Origin of the sequence: Streptomyces sp. AJS327, from assembly GCF_013450295.1 — a bacterium.
Taxonomy (GTDB): Bacteria; Actinomycetota; Actinomycetes; order Streptomycetales; family Streptomycetaceae; genus Streptomyces.
Genome location: NZ_SKBR01000002.1, coordinates 307,229 through 322,925, shown reverse-complemented (window position 1 = coordinate 322,925; position 15,697 = coordinate 307,229). Strand labels below are relative to the sequence as shown.

At 74.8% G+C, this 15,697-nt stretch carries 13 protein-coding genes; 7 read left to right on the top strand and 6 right to left on the bottom strand.

Features of this window, described 5'->3' with window-relative positions:
• The first annotated feature begins 67 nt into the window (after window positions 1-67).
• Window positions 68-1,708, top strand: coding sequence for an alpha/beta hydrolase (locus tag E0L36_RS11245; protein ID WP_180928886.1), 1,641 nt, complete (start codon window positions 68-70; stop codon window positions 1,706-1,708).
• Window positions 1,709-1,848: 140 nt separating this feature from the next.
• Here the strand turns inward: E0L36_RS11245 and moeZ are convergent, their stop codons facing one another.
• The 4 genes from moeZ to E0L36_RS11225 all read right to left on the bottom strand — a co-directional run bounded on the left by moeZ (window position 1,849) and on the right by E0L36_RS11225 (window position 7,972).
• Window positions 1,849-3,027, bottom strand: coding sequence for an adenylyltransferase/sulfurtransferase MoeZ (moeZ, locus tag E0L36_RS11240; protein WP_180928885.1), 1,179 nt, complete (start codon window positions 3,025-3,027; stop codon window positions 1,849-1,851).
• Between the two features lie 519 nt (window positions 3,028-3,546).
• Entirely contained in the window at window positions 3,547-4,494 is a 948-nt protein-coding gene (locus E0L36_RS11235) for an NAD(P)-dependent oxidoreductase (protein ID WP_180928884.1), read from the bottom strand.
• Window positions 4,495-5,399: 905 nt separating this feature from the next.
• Window positions 5,400-6,614 (bottom strand): DUF3152 domain-containing protein, encoded by a 1,215-nt coding sequence (locus tag E0L36_RS11230; protein WP_219636533.1) that lies wholly within the window; start codon window positions 6,612-6,614, stop codon window positions 5,400-5,402.
• Between the two features lie 296 nt (window positions 6,615-6,910).
• On the bottom strand, window positions 6,911-7,972 hold the full coding sequence (locus E0L36_RS11225) for an alpha/beta hydrolase (RefSeq protein WP_180928882.1): 1,062 nt from the start codon (window positions 7,970-7,972) through the stop codon (window positions 6,911-6,913).
• Between the two features lie 126 nt (window positions 7,973-8,098).
• On the opposite strand from E0L36_RS11225, the gene E0L36_RS11220 reads away from it, so the two are divergent.
• From E0L36_RS11220 to E0L36_RS11205, 4 genes are all read left to right on the top strand, one after another.
• Complete coding sequence (locus tag E0L36_RS11220) at window positions 8,099-8,362, top strand: hypothetical protein (protein WP_180928881.1); 264 nt, start codon at window positions 8,099-8,101, stop codon at window positions 8,360-8,362.
• Window positions 8,363-8,598: 236 nt separating this feature from the next.
• The gene (locus E0L36_RS11215; RefSeq protein WP_180928880.1) at window positions 8,599-9,225 is read left to right on the top strand and encodes a TetR/AcrR family transcriptional regulator; all 627 of its coding nucleotides are present in this window, start codon (window positions 8,599-8,601) and stop codon (window positions 9,223-9,225) included.
• Window positions 9,226-9,739: 514 nt separating this feature from the next.
• A complete protein-coding gene (locus E0L36_RS11210; RefSeq protein ID WP_180928879.1) occupies window positions 9,740-9,967 on the top strand; it encodes a DUF3107 domain-containing protein in 228 nt (75 codons plus the stop codon).
• 213 nt (window positions 9,968-10,180) lie between these two features.
• The gene (locus E0L36_RS11205) at window positions 10,181-10,483 is read left to right on the top strand and encodes a hypothetical protein (protein ID WP_180928878.1); all 303 of its coding nucleotides are present in this window, start codon (window positions 10,181-10,183) and stop codon (window positions 10,481-10,483) included.
• Here E0L36_RS11205 and E0L36_RS11200 read toward each other — a convergent pair.
• Window positions 10,434-11,186 carry a ferritin-like fold-containing protein gene (locus E0L36_RS11200; RefSeq protein WP_180928877.1) on the bottom strand — a complete coding sequence of 251 codons (753 nt, stop codon included), beginning with the start codon at window positions 11,184-11,186 and terminating at the stop codon, window positions 10,434-10,436. The two genes, E0L36_RS11205 and E0L36_RS11200, sit on opposite strands and share 50 nt — an antisense overlap.
• 524 nt (window positions 11,187-11,710) lie before the next feature.
• Between E0L36_RS11200 and E0L36_RS11195 the strand changes: the two genes are divergently transcribed.
• Both E0L36_RS11195 and E0L36_RS11190 read left to right on the top strand, forming a co-directional pair.
• Complete coding sequence (locus E0L36_RS11195; protein WP_258016140.1) at window positions 11,711-13,315, top strand: DEAD/DEAH box helicase; 1,605 nt, start codon at window positions 11,711-11,713, stop codon at window positions 13,313-13,315.
• Between the two features lie 419 nt (window positions 13,316-13,734).
• Complete coding sequence (locus E0L36_RS11190) at window positions 13,735-14,697, top strand: alpha/beta fold hydrolase (protein ID WP_180928876.1); 963 nt, start codon at window positions 13,735-13,737, stop codon at window positions 14,695-14,697.
• On the opposite strand, the gene E0L36_RS11185 is transcribed toward E0L36_RS11190, so the two are convergent.
• Window positions 14,675-15,532 carry a PHP domain-containing protein gene (locus tag E0L36_RS11185; RefSeq protein ID WP_180928875.1) on the bottom strand — a complete coding sequence of 286 codons (858 nt, stop codon included), beginning with the start codon at window positions 15,530-15,532 and terminating at the stop codon, window positions 14,675-14,677. The genes E0L36_RS11190 and E0L36_RS11185 overlap by 23 nt on opposite strands.
• Window positions 15,533-15,697 lie beyond the last annotated feature (165 nt).

The following is a 15,697-nucleotide window of genomic DNA, read 5'->3' as shown; positions in this document are numbered from 1 at the left end:
GCCGCCGGTGCACCCGCCGTGCGGGACCGGACGCCACCGGACGGACACGAGACACGAGGAGCCACAGATGCCGATCCGCGGGGGACGCCACACCGCCACCCGGTTCGCCGTGCTGCTGACCGCCGTCGCGCTGCTCGCCACCGGCTGCTCCGGGGACTCCGGCGAGGGCGGCGGGGCGGCCCGGAAGGACGAGAAGGGCGGCGACAGCGGGAACGGCGGGAACGCCTCGGGGCCGGGCGGCCACTGGCCGGGTCCGGGCGCCGACGGCGACCGGCGGATCGCCTGGCGGTCCTGCCCGGCGCCGAGCAGCAAGCAGTTCGCGGGGGGACGGCGGCCGGCGAAGCTGGCGGACGGCACCTCCTGGCAGTGCGGCACCCTACGCGTCCCGCTGGACCACTCCCAGCCGAAGGGCGCGACGATCGGGCTGGCCGTCATCCGCGCCCAGGCGCCCGCGAAGGTGCGGGGCACCGACGCGCACCAGGGCTCCCTGGTCTTCAACTTCGGTGGCCCGGGCGGCTCCGGCGCCGCCACGCTGCCGCTGGCCGCCGACTCCTTCGAGGCGCTGCGCGCCGGTTACGACCTCGTCAGTTTCGACCCGCGGGGCGTCGGCGAGAGTTCCGGCCTGCGCTGTCTGGACGACCGGGCCATGGACCGCCAGGCCACCGTGGACGCCAGCCCGGACAGCGCGGCGGAGGAGCGCGCGCTGCTGCGTTCCGCCCAGCGCCGCGCCGCGGCCTGTGAGAAGCGGGCGGGCGCCCGGCTGCCGCACCTCACCACCGAGAACACCGCGCGCGACATGGACGCGCTGCGCGGCGCGCTCGGCGAGGAGAGGCTGCACTACTTCGGCATGTCCTACGGCACCAAGCTGGGCGCGGTCTACGCCGGGCTGTTCCCGAAGCGGGTGGGCCGCGTGGTGCTGGACGCGCCCGTCGATCCGGGCAACTCGGTGCGGGCGTCGGCGCTCGGCCAGGCCAAGGGCTTCCAGCTGGCCTGGGAGAACTTCCTGCGCGACTGCGGCGGACGGGACTCCTGCCCCGTCCCCGCCGAACCCGGCCCGGGCTCCGCGCGGCTCGCCACGCTGCTGCGGGAGGCGGACACGAAGCCGCTGCCGACCGCGAGCGGGCGGAAGCTCACCGAGGAGCACCTGCTCACCGGCGTCGCCGCCGCCCTCTACTCGCAGAAGACCTGGTCGCTGCTGCGGACGGCGCTGCGGCAGGCCGGGGACGGGCGCGGTGACCTGCTGCTGGCGCTGGCCGACAGCTACACGGGACGGGACCAGAAGGGCCGCTACACCTCGCAGCGCGACGCGAACCTCGCGATCTCCTGCGCGGACAGCGCGTCTCGCGCCTCGGTACGGGAGGTACGTGCCTGGGAGCCGGAGTTCCGGAAGGCGTCGCGGGTGTTCGGACCGCAGCTCGTCTGGGGGCTGACCGGCTGCGAGGGCTGGCCGGCGCGCGGCGAGCGGGACACCACCGAGCTGGCGGCGAAGCCCGGAGCCCCGATCGTCGTGCTGGCGACCCGCGGCGATCCGGCCACCCCGTACGAGGGGGCACGCGGCCTCACGAAGCGGCTGGGCGACGGGCGTCTCCTCACCTACGAGGGCGAGGGACACGGCGCCTACGAGGGCGGTGACCGCTGTGTGCGCTCCGCCGTCGACCGGTACCTGCTCCGGGGCCGGGCCCCGGAGGACGGCGAGCGCTGCGGCTGACCGCGCGCGGGAGAGCGTCCCGTGACGGCGCGGCGGCGCGGACAGCGCTCGTGAACGAGGCCGGAACGACGCCCGGGGGCCGCGGCGCTGCCGCGTCGCGGCCCCCGGGGGGCGTGGGCTCGGCGGACCGGGCCGTGGGATCAGTAGACGGGCTTGTCCGGCTCGATCTGGTTCACCCAGCCGATGACTCCGCCGCCGACGTGGACCGCGTCGGCGAACCCGGCGTCCTTCAGCACCGCCAGCACTTCCGCGGAGCGGACACCCGTCTTGCAATGCAAGACGATCTTCCTGTCCTGCGGCAGGTCGCCCAGCGCCTCACCCATCAGGAACTCGTTCTTCGGTACCAGCCGGGCGCCCGGGATGGAGACGATCTCGTACTCGTTGGGCTCCCGGACGTCGATCACCTCAAGGTTCTCGCCCTCGTCCATCCACTGCTTGAGCTGCTTCGGGGTGATGGTCGAGCCGGCCGCGGCCTCCTGGGCCTCCTCCGAGACCACACCGCAGAACGCCTCGTAGTCGATCAGCTCGGTGACCGTCGGGCTCTCGCCGCAGACCGCGCAGTTGGGGTCCTTGCGGACCTTGACCTGCCGGTACGTCATCTCCAGGGCGTCGTAGATCATCAGGCGGCCGACCAGCGGATCACCGATCCCGGCCAGCAGCTTGATGGCCTCCGTCACCTGGATCGACCCGACCGAGGAGCACAGCACGCCGAGCACCCCGCCCTCCGCGCAGCTCGGCACCATGCCGGGCGGCGGGGGCTCCGGGTAGAGGCAGCGGTAGCAGGGGCCGTGCGCGCTCCAGAAGACGGACGCCTGACCGTCGAAGCGGTAGATGGAGCCCCAGACGTACGGCTTGCCCAGCAGCACGCAGGCGTCGTTGACCAGGTAGCGGGTGGCGAAGTTGTCCGTGCCGTCCACGATCAGGTCGTACTGCGCGAACATCTCCATGACGTTCGAGGAGTCCAGCCGCTCCTCGTGCAGGACGACCGTGGTGTGCGGGTTGATGCCCAGCACCGTGTCCCGGGCCGACTCCCCCTTGGGGCGGCCGATGTCCGCCTGCGAGTGGATGATCTGCCGCTGGAGGTTCGACTCGTCGACCTCGTCGAACTCCACGATGCCCAGGGTCCCGACACCGGCCGCCGCCATGTACATCAGGGCGGGTGAGCCGAGCCCGCCCGCGCCCACACACAGCACCTTCGCGTTCTTGAGTCGTTTCTGCCCGTCCATCCCGACGTCCGGGATGATCAGGTGGCGCGAGTACCTGCGGACCTCGTCGACGGTGAGCTCGTCAGCTGGCTCGACCAGGGGTGGCAGTGACACGGAGACTCCGATGGTCGGTGGGACGGAGGGGAGACGCCCCCGCCGAGGCGGGGCCGGTCCACTCGTAACACTGTCATGCCCGGTCTCATTCCGAGACGCCGGTTTCGATACGCGAGACAGCGTCGTCCCAGTACCCGGGCGAGGCCCGAGACCCGACACCGTTCCGCCCACCGTCCGGGCCCACCGGACCACGACTCCACAGCCCCGCGATCCCAGGCCTCCGCCGCCCCGTGGGGCCCACGATCACCCGGCCCCCGCCCGGGACGGGGCCAACGGGCGCCCCGGAACGGCGTCCCGCCCGCTCCCGTCGCCGGGCGACCGGCCGGGACGCCCTCCACCGGCGGCCACGAACCGGACTCGGCGGGGGCCCGGCGTGGACTTCCTCACACCCGCCCCGGGCGCCTTCCCCGGCGGCACCGCCACCCGGCCGGTCCCCGACGGACAGGGATCCCGGGGCCGGGACCCCGCCGCCGTCGCGGGGCGCACGCCGCGTCCCACCGCCGACCGCCGACCCGGCCGTCAGATCCGGCAGGCTGCCTCCATCCAGATGTCCGCGAGCGACTCCTCCAGCCCGATCCGCGGACGCCAGCCCAGCCGGTCGCGGGCCGTGCGCACGTCCGCCTGCTGCCAGCTGCCGCAGCCGTCCGCGTACGGCTGGGCCGGGTGCCCGGCGGTGGCCGGGGGCGGGTGCCCGTCGGTCGCCGTACCGTGCCCGGCGGGCACCCCGACCACCGAACCGGTGTACCCGGCGGCGCGGGCCAGCACCCCCGCCGCGTCCCGGAGCCGCACCGCGCGGCCGGTGCCGATGTTGACCACGCCCTGCGCGGCCGACAGCGAGGCCGCGTGCACGGCCCGCGCGATGTCCCGCACGTCCACCAGATCGCGCTGCACCCCGAGCCCGGCGAGCCGCAGTTCGCCGTCGCCCTGCTGCATCGCCCGGCGCATCAGCTCCGCGAGACGGCCGAGGGGCGAGCCCGCCGGGGTGCCGGGGCCCACGGGTGAGAAGACCCGCAGCACCACCGCGTCCAGCCCCGACTCCACGACGAGTTCGGTCGCGGCGAGCTTGCTCACCCCGTACGGCCCACCGGGGCGCGGCACCGCGTCCTCCCCGGTGGAGGAACCCGCGGGCGCCGGGCCGTACTCCGAGGCGCAGCCCACGTGCACCAGCCGGGCCCCGCAGGCGCTGCGGCGCAGCGACTCGCAGACGGTCGCCGCCGACACGGTGTTGTGGCGGATGAGGTCGCGCGCCCCACCCCGGGTCGCCCCGGCGCAGTTGACGACGACGCCGGGGTGCACCGCGTCCAGGAATCGGGTCAGCGCCCCCGGGCTGCCGTGGGACAGGTCGAAGCGGACGTCCGCCTCGTCACCCCGGCCGAGGGCGGTCAACTGGACGGCGGGATCCGCGAGCAGCCGGTCGGCGACGTACCGGCCGAGGTATCCGCTCGCTCCGAGAAGCAGGACTCTCATCGGGTGACCCGCCCTTCGCTGACGGTGCGGTGAGACGGCTGAGCGCTGGTCATGGAGTGTTGCTCCTTGTCGGTGTCGCACGGCCCGCGGCGGGGCCGGATGTGCACGGCGCGGTCGCCCGGGCCGCGGGGGGCACCGGTTCCGGCGCGGGGTGCCGCGGCTGCGCGTACCGGCCGGCTCCGGGGGGTGGAGGGGTGCCGGGGCGCGCGTCCGCCGGGCCCACCGACCGCGGCGAAACGGTCCTTCTGGCCCCGGCGGTGGTGCGGTACTCCCGTCCGTTCCGGCTGGTCCCGCCTCTCCGCCGCCGCCCGGCCCGGGGGCGCTCCGCGCCCACACCCGCCGTCGCGCCTCGTCAGTGGACAGACGTGCACAGCCGCATCCCGTTCCTCCTCCGGAAAGAGCCACCGACTGACAGGGCTTCGCGGGCGGAGGCCGACGGCTGACAGGAATTCAGTGGCTGACGCGGAAGACGGTATGCGGGGGACCCGCGCATGTGAGGGATGGTTATCCGTCGCACCACCAGAAGGGATGAACTCTCGTGACCTATCGGCCAGTTGTGCGTTGCGTCAGGCGCGGGTGGGACGGCCGCGCGAGGGTGCTGGAACCGTCCGGACCTCTTCCAGACGCCCCGTCAGACCCGATGACCGAAGCGGGCGCACCACGGGAAACGCGGAGACGCGAGGACCACGGGAGCCACGGCGAACCCGGAGACCCCGGAACCCCGGAGGACGGAGCGGGCGGGGAAGCGGGGCGCGTGCCGGAAGCGCGGGCGTCGCGAGAGGCACCCAGCAACACCGAAGCCCGGCGCGGCGCGGGGAGCGCGCGCACCGGGCGGAGACGGGGACGCACCACCCACGGCGCGACCCCGGGCGCCGGGCGGGCGGCCGTGCGGGGTCAGCTACCGGTCAACCCCGGGGGTAGGGCCAGGCGTTGGGACGGCAGGTCGCGCCGTCCGTGGTGAGGAACTTGGTCTGCTGCATCATCACCGGCGCGATCGCGCCCTGTCGCGAGCAGCCGACGTGGCCCCGGCCCAGGCGGTGCCCCACCTCGTGGTTGATGAGCATCTGCCGGTAGGCGTGGATACGGTCGGCGCCGAAGGTCTTGGCGCCGCGCGCCCACCGGTACGCGTTGATCATGATGCGCTCGGTGGCGGCGGAGTCGCAGGAGACGTTGTCCTCCAGGGTGTCCAGCTGGGACTTCCGGCACCACACCGCGGTCGTCTTGGGGCTCGCCAGCGTGATGACGAAGTCCACCTCGCCCGAGGAGACCCGCTCGAAGCTGCGCTCCCCCGCGTGCGCCCAACTGCGGTCGTCGTTCAGGGTCTTGTGCACCGCCTTGGCGAACAGCTCGGCCTCCAGCGGCAGGCCCTTCTCCACGTCGACGCGGTACCGCACCCGGGTGCCGCGCCCCGGGCCGTCGTCGTGACCGCGCACCGTGGCGAAGGCCCCGGAGCCCGCGAAGTCGGGGGCGAGCGGGTACCGCTTGGCCATCTTGTCCGCGTAGGAGAGCGGCTTCGCGTCAGGCTTCGGCGTCTGCGAGGGCGCGCCCCGGCCGTCGCTCCGGGACGCCTGCTCCTGCTCCCCGGCCCGGCCGCTGCCGGAGGGGGACTCCGAACCCCCGTGCCCCCGGTCGCCTCCGGCCACCTGGCCCGCGACCACCACCGCCAGGACGGTGGTGACGGCGGCGGCGGCCACGCCCGTGTAGGTGCGTCCCCTGCCGCCCTTGCCCCCGGGGGGCGGGATCGGTGCCAGCGGGGCCAGCGGCTCGCCGTCGTCCGGCGGGCCCGTCCCCTGGCCGCCGGCCGGGGGACGGCCCGCGCCGCGCTGCCCCGGGACCCGGCCGCCCGGCAGCAGCCCCTTGTGCTCGGGGCGGCCGGACGCCGGGGAGGCGGAGAAGTTCCGCTCGTCGAAGGCGTCGACGTAGTCCTGGCGGGGGCCGCTCCGCTGCGGGCGGGGCGCGGGTGGGCCCTGGCCGGTGCCCCGCGCGCCCCAGCCGCCGCCGGGCTCACGCTGCTGTGGGTGACCGCCACGCGCCGCGGCCGGACCGGGCGCCCCTCCGGGCCACGGGCCACGGGTGCCCCGCGGCGGGGTTCCGGGCCCGCCGGACGGCGGGGCCGCCATCGGCGTACCGGAGGGCGGGGTGACGGCGGGACCGGCGGGTGGGGCGGAGGCCCGCGGCACGCCGTGCGGCGGGGTCACCGCGGGGCCGGGACGGCCGACGCGTGGGACACCGCCGGGCGGGGTCACCGCGGCACGGGGGACGCCGTGGGGTGGGGTACCGACGGGCTGCCCCTGGTGGTGGGGGCGGGGCGCCGGACCGCGTGTACTCGGCCCCTCCGCGCGGGGGGTTTCCTCGGGCGCGGGCGGGTCGGGGGTCTTCCCACTCGCGCCCTTGCCCTTGCGGCTATGGCGTCCCACTAGTCACCTTCCGTGGGGACAGCAGTTGCTGGTGCAGCCTCGCGGCCCGGCGCCCCGTCCGTCAACCGAACGGCTCCGGCGAGGAGTTCCCGCACGGCGGCCGCCACGACCTCGGGGTACTCCATCATCGAGACGTGCCCGGCGTCCGGGAGGGTCAGCATGCGGGAGTCGCGGAAGGCGCGGGCGGCCCGGCGGGCCATCCGGAACGCGACGAGCTGGTCCCGGCCGCCGTAGACGAGGAGGGTCGGTGCGAGCACCCGCTCGGCCTGCCGCCACAGCGAGTGCTGCCCACCGAGAGTGTAGGCGTTGACGATTCCGCGCGCGGAGCGTGACATCGCGTCCCAGAAGTACGGCCGCGCCAGGCACCGCTCGTACTCCCGTACCGCCTCGGCGAACTCCGTGGGCGTGACCCGCGAGGGGTCGCCCCAGCACAGCGCGAACACCTCGCCGGTGCGCCGCCGCGGGCTCCAGTCGTGGGTCAGGCGCAGGAAGAGCCGGGCGGCGCCGGGGACGGCGAGCAGCGCGGTGGGCAGCGCCGTCGGCTGCGGCCGCAGCTCCGGAAGGGCGGGCGAGACCAGCGTCAGGCTGTGCACGAGGTCTGGGCGGGCCGCCGCGACGCGGGTGGTCACCGCGCCGCCCAGGGAGTGCCCGAAGAGGTGAACGGGGCCGCGGTCCCGGGCGTCGAGATAGCGGATGACGGCCCGCGCGTGACCGTTGACCGAGTAGTCGCCGCTGTCCGGAGGCGGGGAGTCGCCGAAGCCGGGGAGGTCGATCGCCTCGCCGTCGACGGTGTCGGTCAGCTCCCGCGCGAGCGCCGTCCAGTTCTGCGCGGAGCCCCCCATCCCGTGTACGTAGAGCGCGGGCGGCAACCCGGGACGGGCGGGAGCGTGGTGCCGCACCTCCAGGGTCAGCCCCGGGAGGGAGTGGCTCCACCGCTCCTCCCCGTGTCCCGGGCCGTCCGGTGCGCCGGGGCCGTCCGGGTCGTCCGGGTTCGGTCCCCGCGGAGCGGGGGCCTGGTGGGGTGCCGCCGGGCGGTACCCGGGTTGCTCAGTGGACGACATGGGGGCAATGTTACGAGAGGATCACGCACGCGTTCACGTGTTCGCCATCACAGCACCACACCGTCACGGCACCACGGCGATCGGCGCGCACGGGCCGCCCGGGATCCGCGCAGAGGGGAGAGAGACATGCCTGCCGAGCACACCGGGCGCACCGAGCCCGTCGATCCGACGGACCCGGAGACCCTGGCCGACCCGTACGAGGACGAGTTCGACCGGTACGAGGAGGAGCCCGATCTGGAGGCGCCCCGGGAGGACACGGCGGAGCAGCACGCCGAGCTGCTGCGGCAGCACGACACCCCGATCACCGGCCGGGGCGTCGGGGAGGCCGACCCGGCGGACGCGGCCGAGCAGGCGCGGGTCGTGGAGGACCCGGAGGAGGAGTACCGCTGACGGCTCCGCCCGTGGGACCACCGGACCGGGTGAGGGGATCACGTGGGATACGGCACGGTCCACGGCGGCCGGTCCGGGAGGGGCCGCGGCCGTTCGTGCCGCGGGCGCCGCGGCCTACCCGTCGCGCCCCCGGGTCGCCCGGCGGCGAAAATCTCCGGCCGCGAGGCCCACACTCCGGTTACTGAAAAGTACGATGGCGGACAGCGCAGACGCGCATCGAATACATGGGAGGCGGCGTGACAGCCATCGAGCAGACCGAGGGGGCGCGCCCGCGCGGCACGCGCCTGCCGCGCCGGGCCCGACGCAACCAGTTGCTGGGCGCGGCCCAGGAGGTCTTCGTGGCGCAGGGGTACCACGCGGCCGCCATGGACGACATCGCCGACCGGGCGGGCGTCAGCAAGCCGGTGCTGTACCAGCACTTTCCGGGGAAGCTCGACCTGTACCTCGCCCTGCTCGACCAGCACTGCGAGGCCCTGCTGGACGCCGTGCGGGCGGCGCTCGCCTCCACGACGGACAACAAGCAGCGGGTCGCCGCGACCATGGACGCCTACTTCGGGTTCGTGCAGGACCAGGGCGGCGCGTTCCGGCTGGTCTTCGAGTCCGACCTGACCAACGAGCCGGCCGTGCGGGAGCGGGTGGACAAGGTCAGCCTGGACTGCGCCGAGGCGGTCAGCGAGGTGATCAGTGAGGACACCAAGCTCCCGGCCGACCAGGCGATGCTGCTGGCGGTGGGGCTGTGCGGGATGGCGCAGATCACCGCGCGCTACTGGCTGAGCGCCGGGCAGCGGGTGCCGCGCGAGGCCGCGGCCAAGTTGATCGCCTCCCTCTCCTGGCGCGGGATCGCGGGTTTCCCGATGCAGTGAGCGCCGTGCGCTCCCGCCGGGGCCCTCGTGGTTCCCCGGTCCCGCGCGGCTCCCCGGCTGGCGTCTCCGCGCCGCCGCCCGGCGTTCGTGCCGTGCCACGTCCGTTCCGTGTCCGCTCGGTGTCCGCTACGTGTCCGTCTCCGCGGCACGTTCGTGCCGTGGCGTCCCCGGGGTGTTCCGGACCGGAGTGACGGGCCGCGGTCGCCGCGCGCGGGCGCCCCACCGGCGGTGCGCCAACGCGCCCCGGCGCACGGCCATGTGCCGCTGGGACTCGTCCCGGCGGGCGCACCGTGGGCGCGCGCCGGTCCCGCGCGGCTCCCCGGTCCTCGCCGTACGGGTCGGGTGGGTTCCGGTACCGGCGGTGCCCGGCCCGTCGGGTGTTCGCTCCGGGCGTGCGGGCGGATCTCCGCGGGGGCCGGGAGCCGGGCTAGTGTTGCCCCGTACAGCGCGGATGGCCGCGCATCCGCCCCGGGCTAGGCCACGGGGTTCCCGAGACCGTCGGAGGGACATAGCCGTGGAGGTCAAGATCGGCGTGCAGCACGCGCCGCGCGAGATCGTCATCGAGAGCAAGCAGACTCCGGACGAGGTCGAGAGCGCGGTCGCGACGGCTCTGGAGGGCGGTTCCGGACCGCTCAGCCTGGTCGACGAGCACGGCCGCAGGATTCTGGTGCCGGCGGATCGCGTCGCGTACGTCGAGATCGGTGAACAGACCACCCGCAAGGTGGGTTTCGGCACTCTCTGAGGACACTCCGCGCGATCCCGGACGCCCGCACGGCGAGACGGACACCGCGCGGAACGCGCCCAACGGCGGCTGCGGCACCGGGCGTCGGGGAACTTCCCCGGCGCCGCGAATCGGTACCGGAGCCGCCGTTTCACGCGCGCCTTCCCCGGGGAGTACCGGAACGACCGTTTTGCGCTTGCCGGTTCCGTGCCGACCGCACCCGAGGAGGTCCCCATGGTCTGGGAGACACTGGGCTCCGCGCTCGTTGGACTCGCCATCGCCTACGCCGCGGCCAGGCGGTTCCCGGGGAGGCTCGGTGACCAGCGTCTGGTGCTGGCCACCGGCCCCGTGGCGGGACTTCTCGGCGGGCTGATCTGCCGGGTGGTGCTCGGCCCCGGCCACCTTCCGGTCGCGCTGCTCGCGGCCGTCGGTGTCGCGGCGGCGATGGTCTCGCTGCTGTTCGGGGACGACTCCCGGCCGGGTGCCGTCAGGCGGCCAGGCCCAGCGCGGCCATCCGCTTCGTATGGCCCTCGGTGATCCGGGAGAACATCTTCCCCACCTCCGCCAGGTCGAAGCCGTCGGCGATCCCGCCGACCAGCATCATGGAGAGCGCGTCACGCTCCGCCACCACCCGCTGCGCCTGGGACAGCGCCTCCCCCATGAGGCGGCGGGCCCAGAGCGCCAGCCGGCCGCCCACCCGCGGGTCGTCCTCGATGGCGGCCCGCACCTTCTCCACCGCGAAGTTCGAGTGCCCCGTGTCGTCGAGCACCGCCAGCACCAGTGCCCGGGTGTCCGAGTCCAGCCGGACGGCGACCTCCCGGTAGAAGTCGGAGGCGATCGAGTCGCCGACATACGCCTTGATCAGCCCCTCCAGCCAGTCCGCCGGGGCGGTCTGGCGGTGGAACTCGTCCAGCGCTCCCGCGAACGGCTCCATCGCCCGGGTGGGGTCCTCGTCGATCCGCGCGAGGCGTTCCCGGAGCCGCTCGAAGTGGTGGAACTCGGCGGAGGCCATGGACGCCAGCTCGGCCTTGTCGGCGAGCGAGGGCGCCAGTTTGGCGTCCTCGGCCAGCCGCTCGAAGGCGGCAAGCTCCCCGTACGCGAGCGCGCCCAGAAGGTCGACGACCGCCGCCCGGTAGGTCGGGTCGGCGGAGGCCTGTGCCCAGTCCTGGGTGGCGGTCCCGGTGGGCGTCGTGCTCTGCCCGGCGTCGTCGGTGCCGGGTGTCTTCTCAGGCGTATCCATACCGCGCACGATAGCCCCCGCCACCAGCCGGGGAGGCGGCCGGAGCGGACCCGGGGCGACCTCATATGGCTCGTACACAACAATCGCCTCGGTACATATGCGCGGATCCGGGGTACAGTGCTATTGGGTCCGCCGCGAGGTGGGCCCCGCTTGAGTACTACGCAGGAACATCTACGCATGAACGCGGATGCCCGGTCGGTGGCCCGATCGGCTCCGGCCTGACAGCCCTCCACGCGGCTCGTGCTCCCCGCACGGATCGCGCCCAGAGGGGCCGCTCGCGCGAGTAGGCGCTTGAGCGAGAGTACGCGGCCCCGCACCGACGGCGGGCCGACCACAGCCGCCGCCTTGGTGCGGTGCGGACCACTCCTCGCTCCCTCTGAGGGGTTCGCCCCCTCGCCGCTGCCGCGCGTCACACAGAAGAGGCAAGCATCCTGTCCACCACGTTTAGAGAACTCGGAATCCTTTCCGAGACGGCCGAGGCGTTGGAAGCCGTCGGCATCACGTCCCCTTTCCCCATCCAGGAGATGACCCTTCCCGTCGCCCTCGCGGGCACGGACGTCATCGGCCAGGCGAAGACCGGTACCGGCAAGACGCTGGGCTTCGGCCTGCCGCTCCTGGAGTCCGTCACCGTCCCGGCGGACGTCGAGGCCGGCCGGGCACGGCCCGAGGACCTGAGTGACGCGCCGCAGGCGCTCGTCGTCGTTCCCACCCGGGAGCTGTGCCAGCAGGTCACCAACGACCTGCTGACGGCCGGGAAGGTGCGGAACGTCCGTGTCCTGGCCATCTACGGCGGCCGGGCCTACGAGCCCCAGGTCGAGGCGCTACGGAAGGGCGTCGACGTGGTCGTCGGCACCCCCGGGCGGCTGCTGGACCTGGCGGGCCAGAAGAAGCTGCGGCTCTCCCAGATCAGGGCGCTGGTGCTGGACGAGGCCGACGAGATGCTGGACCTCGGCTTCCTGCCGGACGTCGAGAAGATCGTGCAGATGCTGCCCGCGCGGCGGCAGACCATGCTGTTCTCGGCGACCATGCCCGGCCAGGTGATCTCGCTGGCCCGGCGGTACATGAGCCAGCCCACACACATCCGCGCGACGGCCCCCGACGACGAGGGCCAGACGGTCGCCAACACGGAGCAGCACGTCTTCCGCGCGCACTCCATGGACAAGCCCGAGATGGTCTCCCGCATCCTCCAGGCCGAGGGCCGCGGGCTGACGATGATCTTCTGCCGCACCAAGCGCACCGCCGCCGACGTGGCCGAGCAACTCGGGCGGCGGGGCTTCGCCTCCGGCGCGGTCCACGGCGACCTGGGCCAGGGCGCCCGGGAGCAGGCGCTGCGCGCCTTCCGGAACGGCAAGGTGGACGTGCTGGTCTGCACCGACGTGGCGGCGCGCGGTATCGACGTCGACGGTGTGACGCATGTCATCAACTACCAGACGCCGGACGACGAGAAGACCTACCTGCACCGCATCGGCCGGACCGGCCGGGCGGGCGCCTCGGGTACCGCCGTCACCCTGGTCGACTGGGACGACATCCCGCGCTGGCAGCTGATCAACAAGGCGCTGGGGCTGGACTTCCACGACCCGGCGGAGACCTACTCCACCTCGCCGCACCTGTACCAGGCGCTGAGTATCCCCGAGGGCACGAAGGGCATACTGCCGCGCGGCGAGCGGACCCGGGCCGGACTGTCGGCCGAGGAGGTCGAGGACCTCGGGGAGACCGGCGGGCGCGGCCACGGCGGCAGGTCGGCGGGCGGCGGCCGGTCGGAGAAGACCGAGCGTCCGGCGCGGACCAGGCCGCAGCGTCAGCGGCGCCGCACCCGGGCCGGGGTGAACGTCACCGAGCGGGACGGCTCGTCGGCCGGGCGGGAGCAGGACGAGCGGGCTTCGGCCAGCGGGCCGGAGGACGCCGCGGCCAAGGCGCCGCACACCCCGCGCCGCCGCCGGCGGCGTTCGCGGGCCGGATCGGCCGCGTCGGCGGGGACCGAGTCGGGCTCCGCGAGCACGGCGTCGGCCAGCGCCTCCGGGGCGAGCGCTCCCGCATCGGCCGGGGAGGCCCCGTCCTCGTCCTCCCGGCCGCGCAGGCGCCGCACCCGGGGCGGGAGGAGCGGCACGTCGGAGTCGGCGGACAGCTGATCCGTGCCGGAGGCACACCACCGGTGTGACCCGGTGGTGTTCACCGCCTCCGGCGTGATCCGCGCCCGGCGGGAGCCACCGGGCACGGCTCCGGGGAGCGCACGCGAGGGAGCGTGCGCTCGTCTCTTTTCGGCCGGGCGGTACGGCGCCCGGCACCCCGGACGGGCCGGGCGGACGCTCCGCCCTCCCCTCCCCCGTGGTCCCTCCACCATGGAGGGCGGTCCCGCGTCGCGGGACCGCGCCCCATGGCTCCGGGCCCCAACTCCCGCCCCCGGCCCGGGTGTACGCCGGTGTTCCGGCGGTCTCCGCCGGAACGGCGCGGCCCCTCGGTGGCGGCCGCGTGGGGGCGGCGGACACCCCGCCCACCTGGCCTGCCGGGGAGTTCTCCCGGCGGCGGCAGGGCGGGTAGCGTCCGGAACATGAGCAAGCCGCCGTTCCTCGACGCGCCGACCGGTCTGCGCGCCTACCGTCTGGGCACCGCCCGCGGGGAGTTCGCCGCGCACGAGCTGGGCACCGCCCGGCGGGGCAGCGTGCTGCTCGTGCCGGGCTTCACCGGCAGCAAGGAGGACTTCATCGCCCTGCTGGCGCCGCTGGCCGAGGCGGGCTACCGGGTGCTGGCGGTGGACGGCCGGGGCCAGTACCAGTCGCCGGGCCCCCGGGACGAGCGCGCCTACGCCCCCGCCGAACTGGCCCTGGACGTACTGGAGATGGCGCGGACGCTGGCCGCTCCGGCGCCGTCCGGTCCCGGTGGGCCGGTCCCGCCGCTCCATCTCGTCGGGCACTCGCTCGGTGGCCTGATCGCCCGGCGCGCGGTGCTGCGGGACCCGGGTCGCTTCGCCTCGCTGACGTTGATGAGCAGTGGGCCCGCCGGGGTCGCGCCGGGTCAGCGGGAGCGGCTGCGGATGCTGCGGGAGGCGCTGCCGACGCTGGACATGCCCGCGATCTGGGAGGCGATGCGTGCCCTCGATCCGCCGGACGCGGAGGACCCGCTGACGCCGCCCGCCATCACCGACTTCCTCCGGGAGCGCTGGCTGGCGACGGTCCCCGAGCAACTCTCCGCCACCGCACAGCAGTTGATGGACGAACCGGACCGGGTGGCGGAACTGGCCACCGCCGGGCCGCCGCTGCACGTCGTCTCAGGGGAGGTGGACGACAATTGGCCGGTGCCCTGGCTGGACGAGATGGCCGTACGGCTGGGGGCGCGGCGCACTACGGTGCCCGGCGCGGGACACTCACCGAACGCCGAGCGCCCCGCCGAGACCGCCGCCGCGCTGCTGGACTTCTGGGCGCGGGACGCGGAGCGGCCCACCGGACGGGGTGCGCCCGCCTCGGCCCGCGCGGCCCGCGCCCGGGGTGGTGTCAGCGAACCGTCAGACCGGTGAGGGGTTCGGCTCCGCTGCTGCGGGCGACGATCTCCGCGTAGACCTCGGGGTCGGTGGTGTTCTCGCCGAGCCGGCAGGTCTTGCGCGTGCCGTGGTAGTCGCTGGACCCGGTGGTCAGGATGCCCAACTCGGTGGCGAGGCCCCGCAGTCGGCGGCGGGTGTCCGCGTCGTGGTCCATGTGGTCCACCTCGACGCCGTCGAGTCCGGCGGCGGCCAGTTCCGCGATCGCGCTCTCCGGCAGGCACCGGCCCCGTTTGGCGGCCAGCGGGTGCGCGAGGACGGCGACCCCGCCAGCCCCCTTGATCAGGCGCAGCGCGTCGAACGGGTCGAGTTCGTGCTTGCCGACGTAGGCGCGGCCGTCGCCCCCGATCCACTCGCTGGTGAAGGCGTCCGAGACGGTCGCGATGACGCCCGCCTCGACCATCGCGGTGGCGATGTGCGGGCGCCCCACCGCGCCGTCCCCCGCGATCTGCGCGACCCGCTCCCAGGTGACGGGCACCTCCAGCTCCCGCAGCCGGCGCACGATGGCCTGGGCGCGGGGGATCCGGTCGTCCCGGACGAGTTCCCGCTCCCGGGCCAGCTCGGGCTCCTCGGGGTCGAAGAGGTAGGCGAGCATGTGCAGGCTCACGCCGCCGAGGCGGCAGGAGAGTTCGGCGCCGGTGACCAGGGTGAGTTCGGGCGGCAGCGCCCTCAGCGCCGCCACGTGCCCGGCGACGGTGTCGTGGTCGGTCAGCGCCACGACGTCGAGTCCCTCGGCCGCCGCCGCGCGTACCAGCTCGGCGGGGGTGTCGGTACCGTCCGAGGCGGTGGAGTGGGTGTGCAGGTCGATGCGCACGACGGGACTCCAACGGGCTGACGGGGCGGCGGACGGAAGGCGCACGGCGGTGCGGGCGCGGTCCAGGATAGCTGTCCCCCGGTCGGCGGTTCCGCATGCGCGGAGTGAGGGGCGCACGGCCGACACGGGGGCGCGCCGTACCGGCCGGGAACCCGTGGAGTACGG

Coding starts and splice junctions, on each gene's coding strand:
- E0L36_RS11195 (WP_258016140.1), top strand. CDS start 11,711: ATGACCCTTCCCGTCGCCCTCGCGGGCACGGACGTCATCGGCCAGGCG.
- E0L36_RS11220 (WP_180928881.1), top strand. CDS start 8,099: ATGCCTGCCGAGCACACCGGGCGCACCGAGCCCGTCGATCCGACGGAC.
- E0L36_RS11200 (WP_180928877.1), bottom strand. CDS start 11,186: ATGGATACGCCTGAGAAGACACCCGGCACCGACGACGCCGGGCAGAGC.
- E0L36_RS11190 (WP_180928876.1), top strand. CDS start 13,735: ATGAGCAAGCCGCCGTTCCTCGACGCGCCGACCGGTCTGCGCGCCTAC.
- E0L36_RS11230 (WP_219636533.1), bottom strand. CDS start 6,614: ATGGCGGCCCCGCCGTCCGGCGGGCCCGGAACCCCGCCGCGGGGCACC.
- E0L36_RS11205 (WP_180928878.1), top strand. CDS start 10,181: ATGGTCTGGGAGACACTGGGCTCCGCGCTCGTTGGACTCGCCATCGCC.
- E0L36_RS11245 (WP_180928886.1), top strand. CDS start 68: ATGCCGATCCGCGGGGGACGCCACACCGCCACCCGGTTCGCCGTGCTG.
- E0L36_RS11225 (WP_180928882.1), bottom strand. CDS start 7,972: ATGTCGTCCACTGAGCAACCCGGGTACCGCCCGGCGGCACCCCACCAG.
- E0L36_RS11235 (WP_180928884.1), bottom strand. CDS start 4,494: ATGAGAGTCCTGCTTCTCGGAGCGAGCGGATACCTCGGCCGGTACGTC.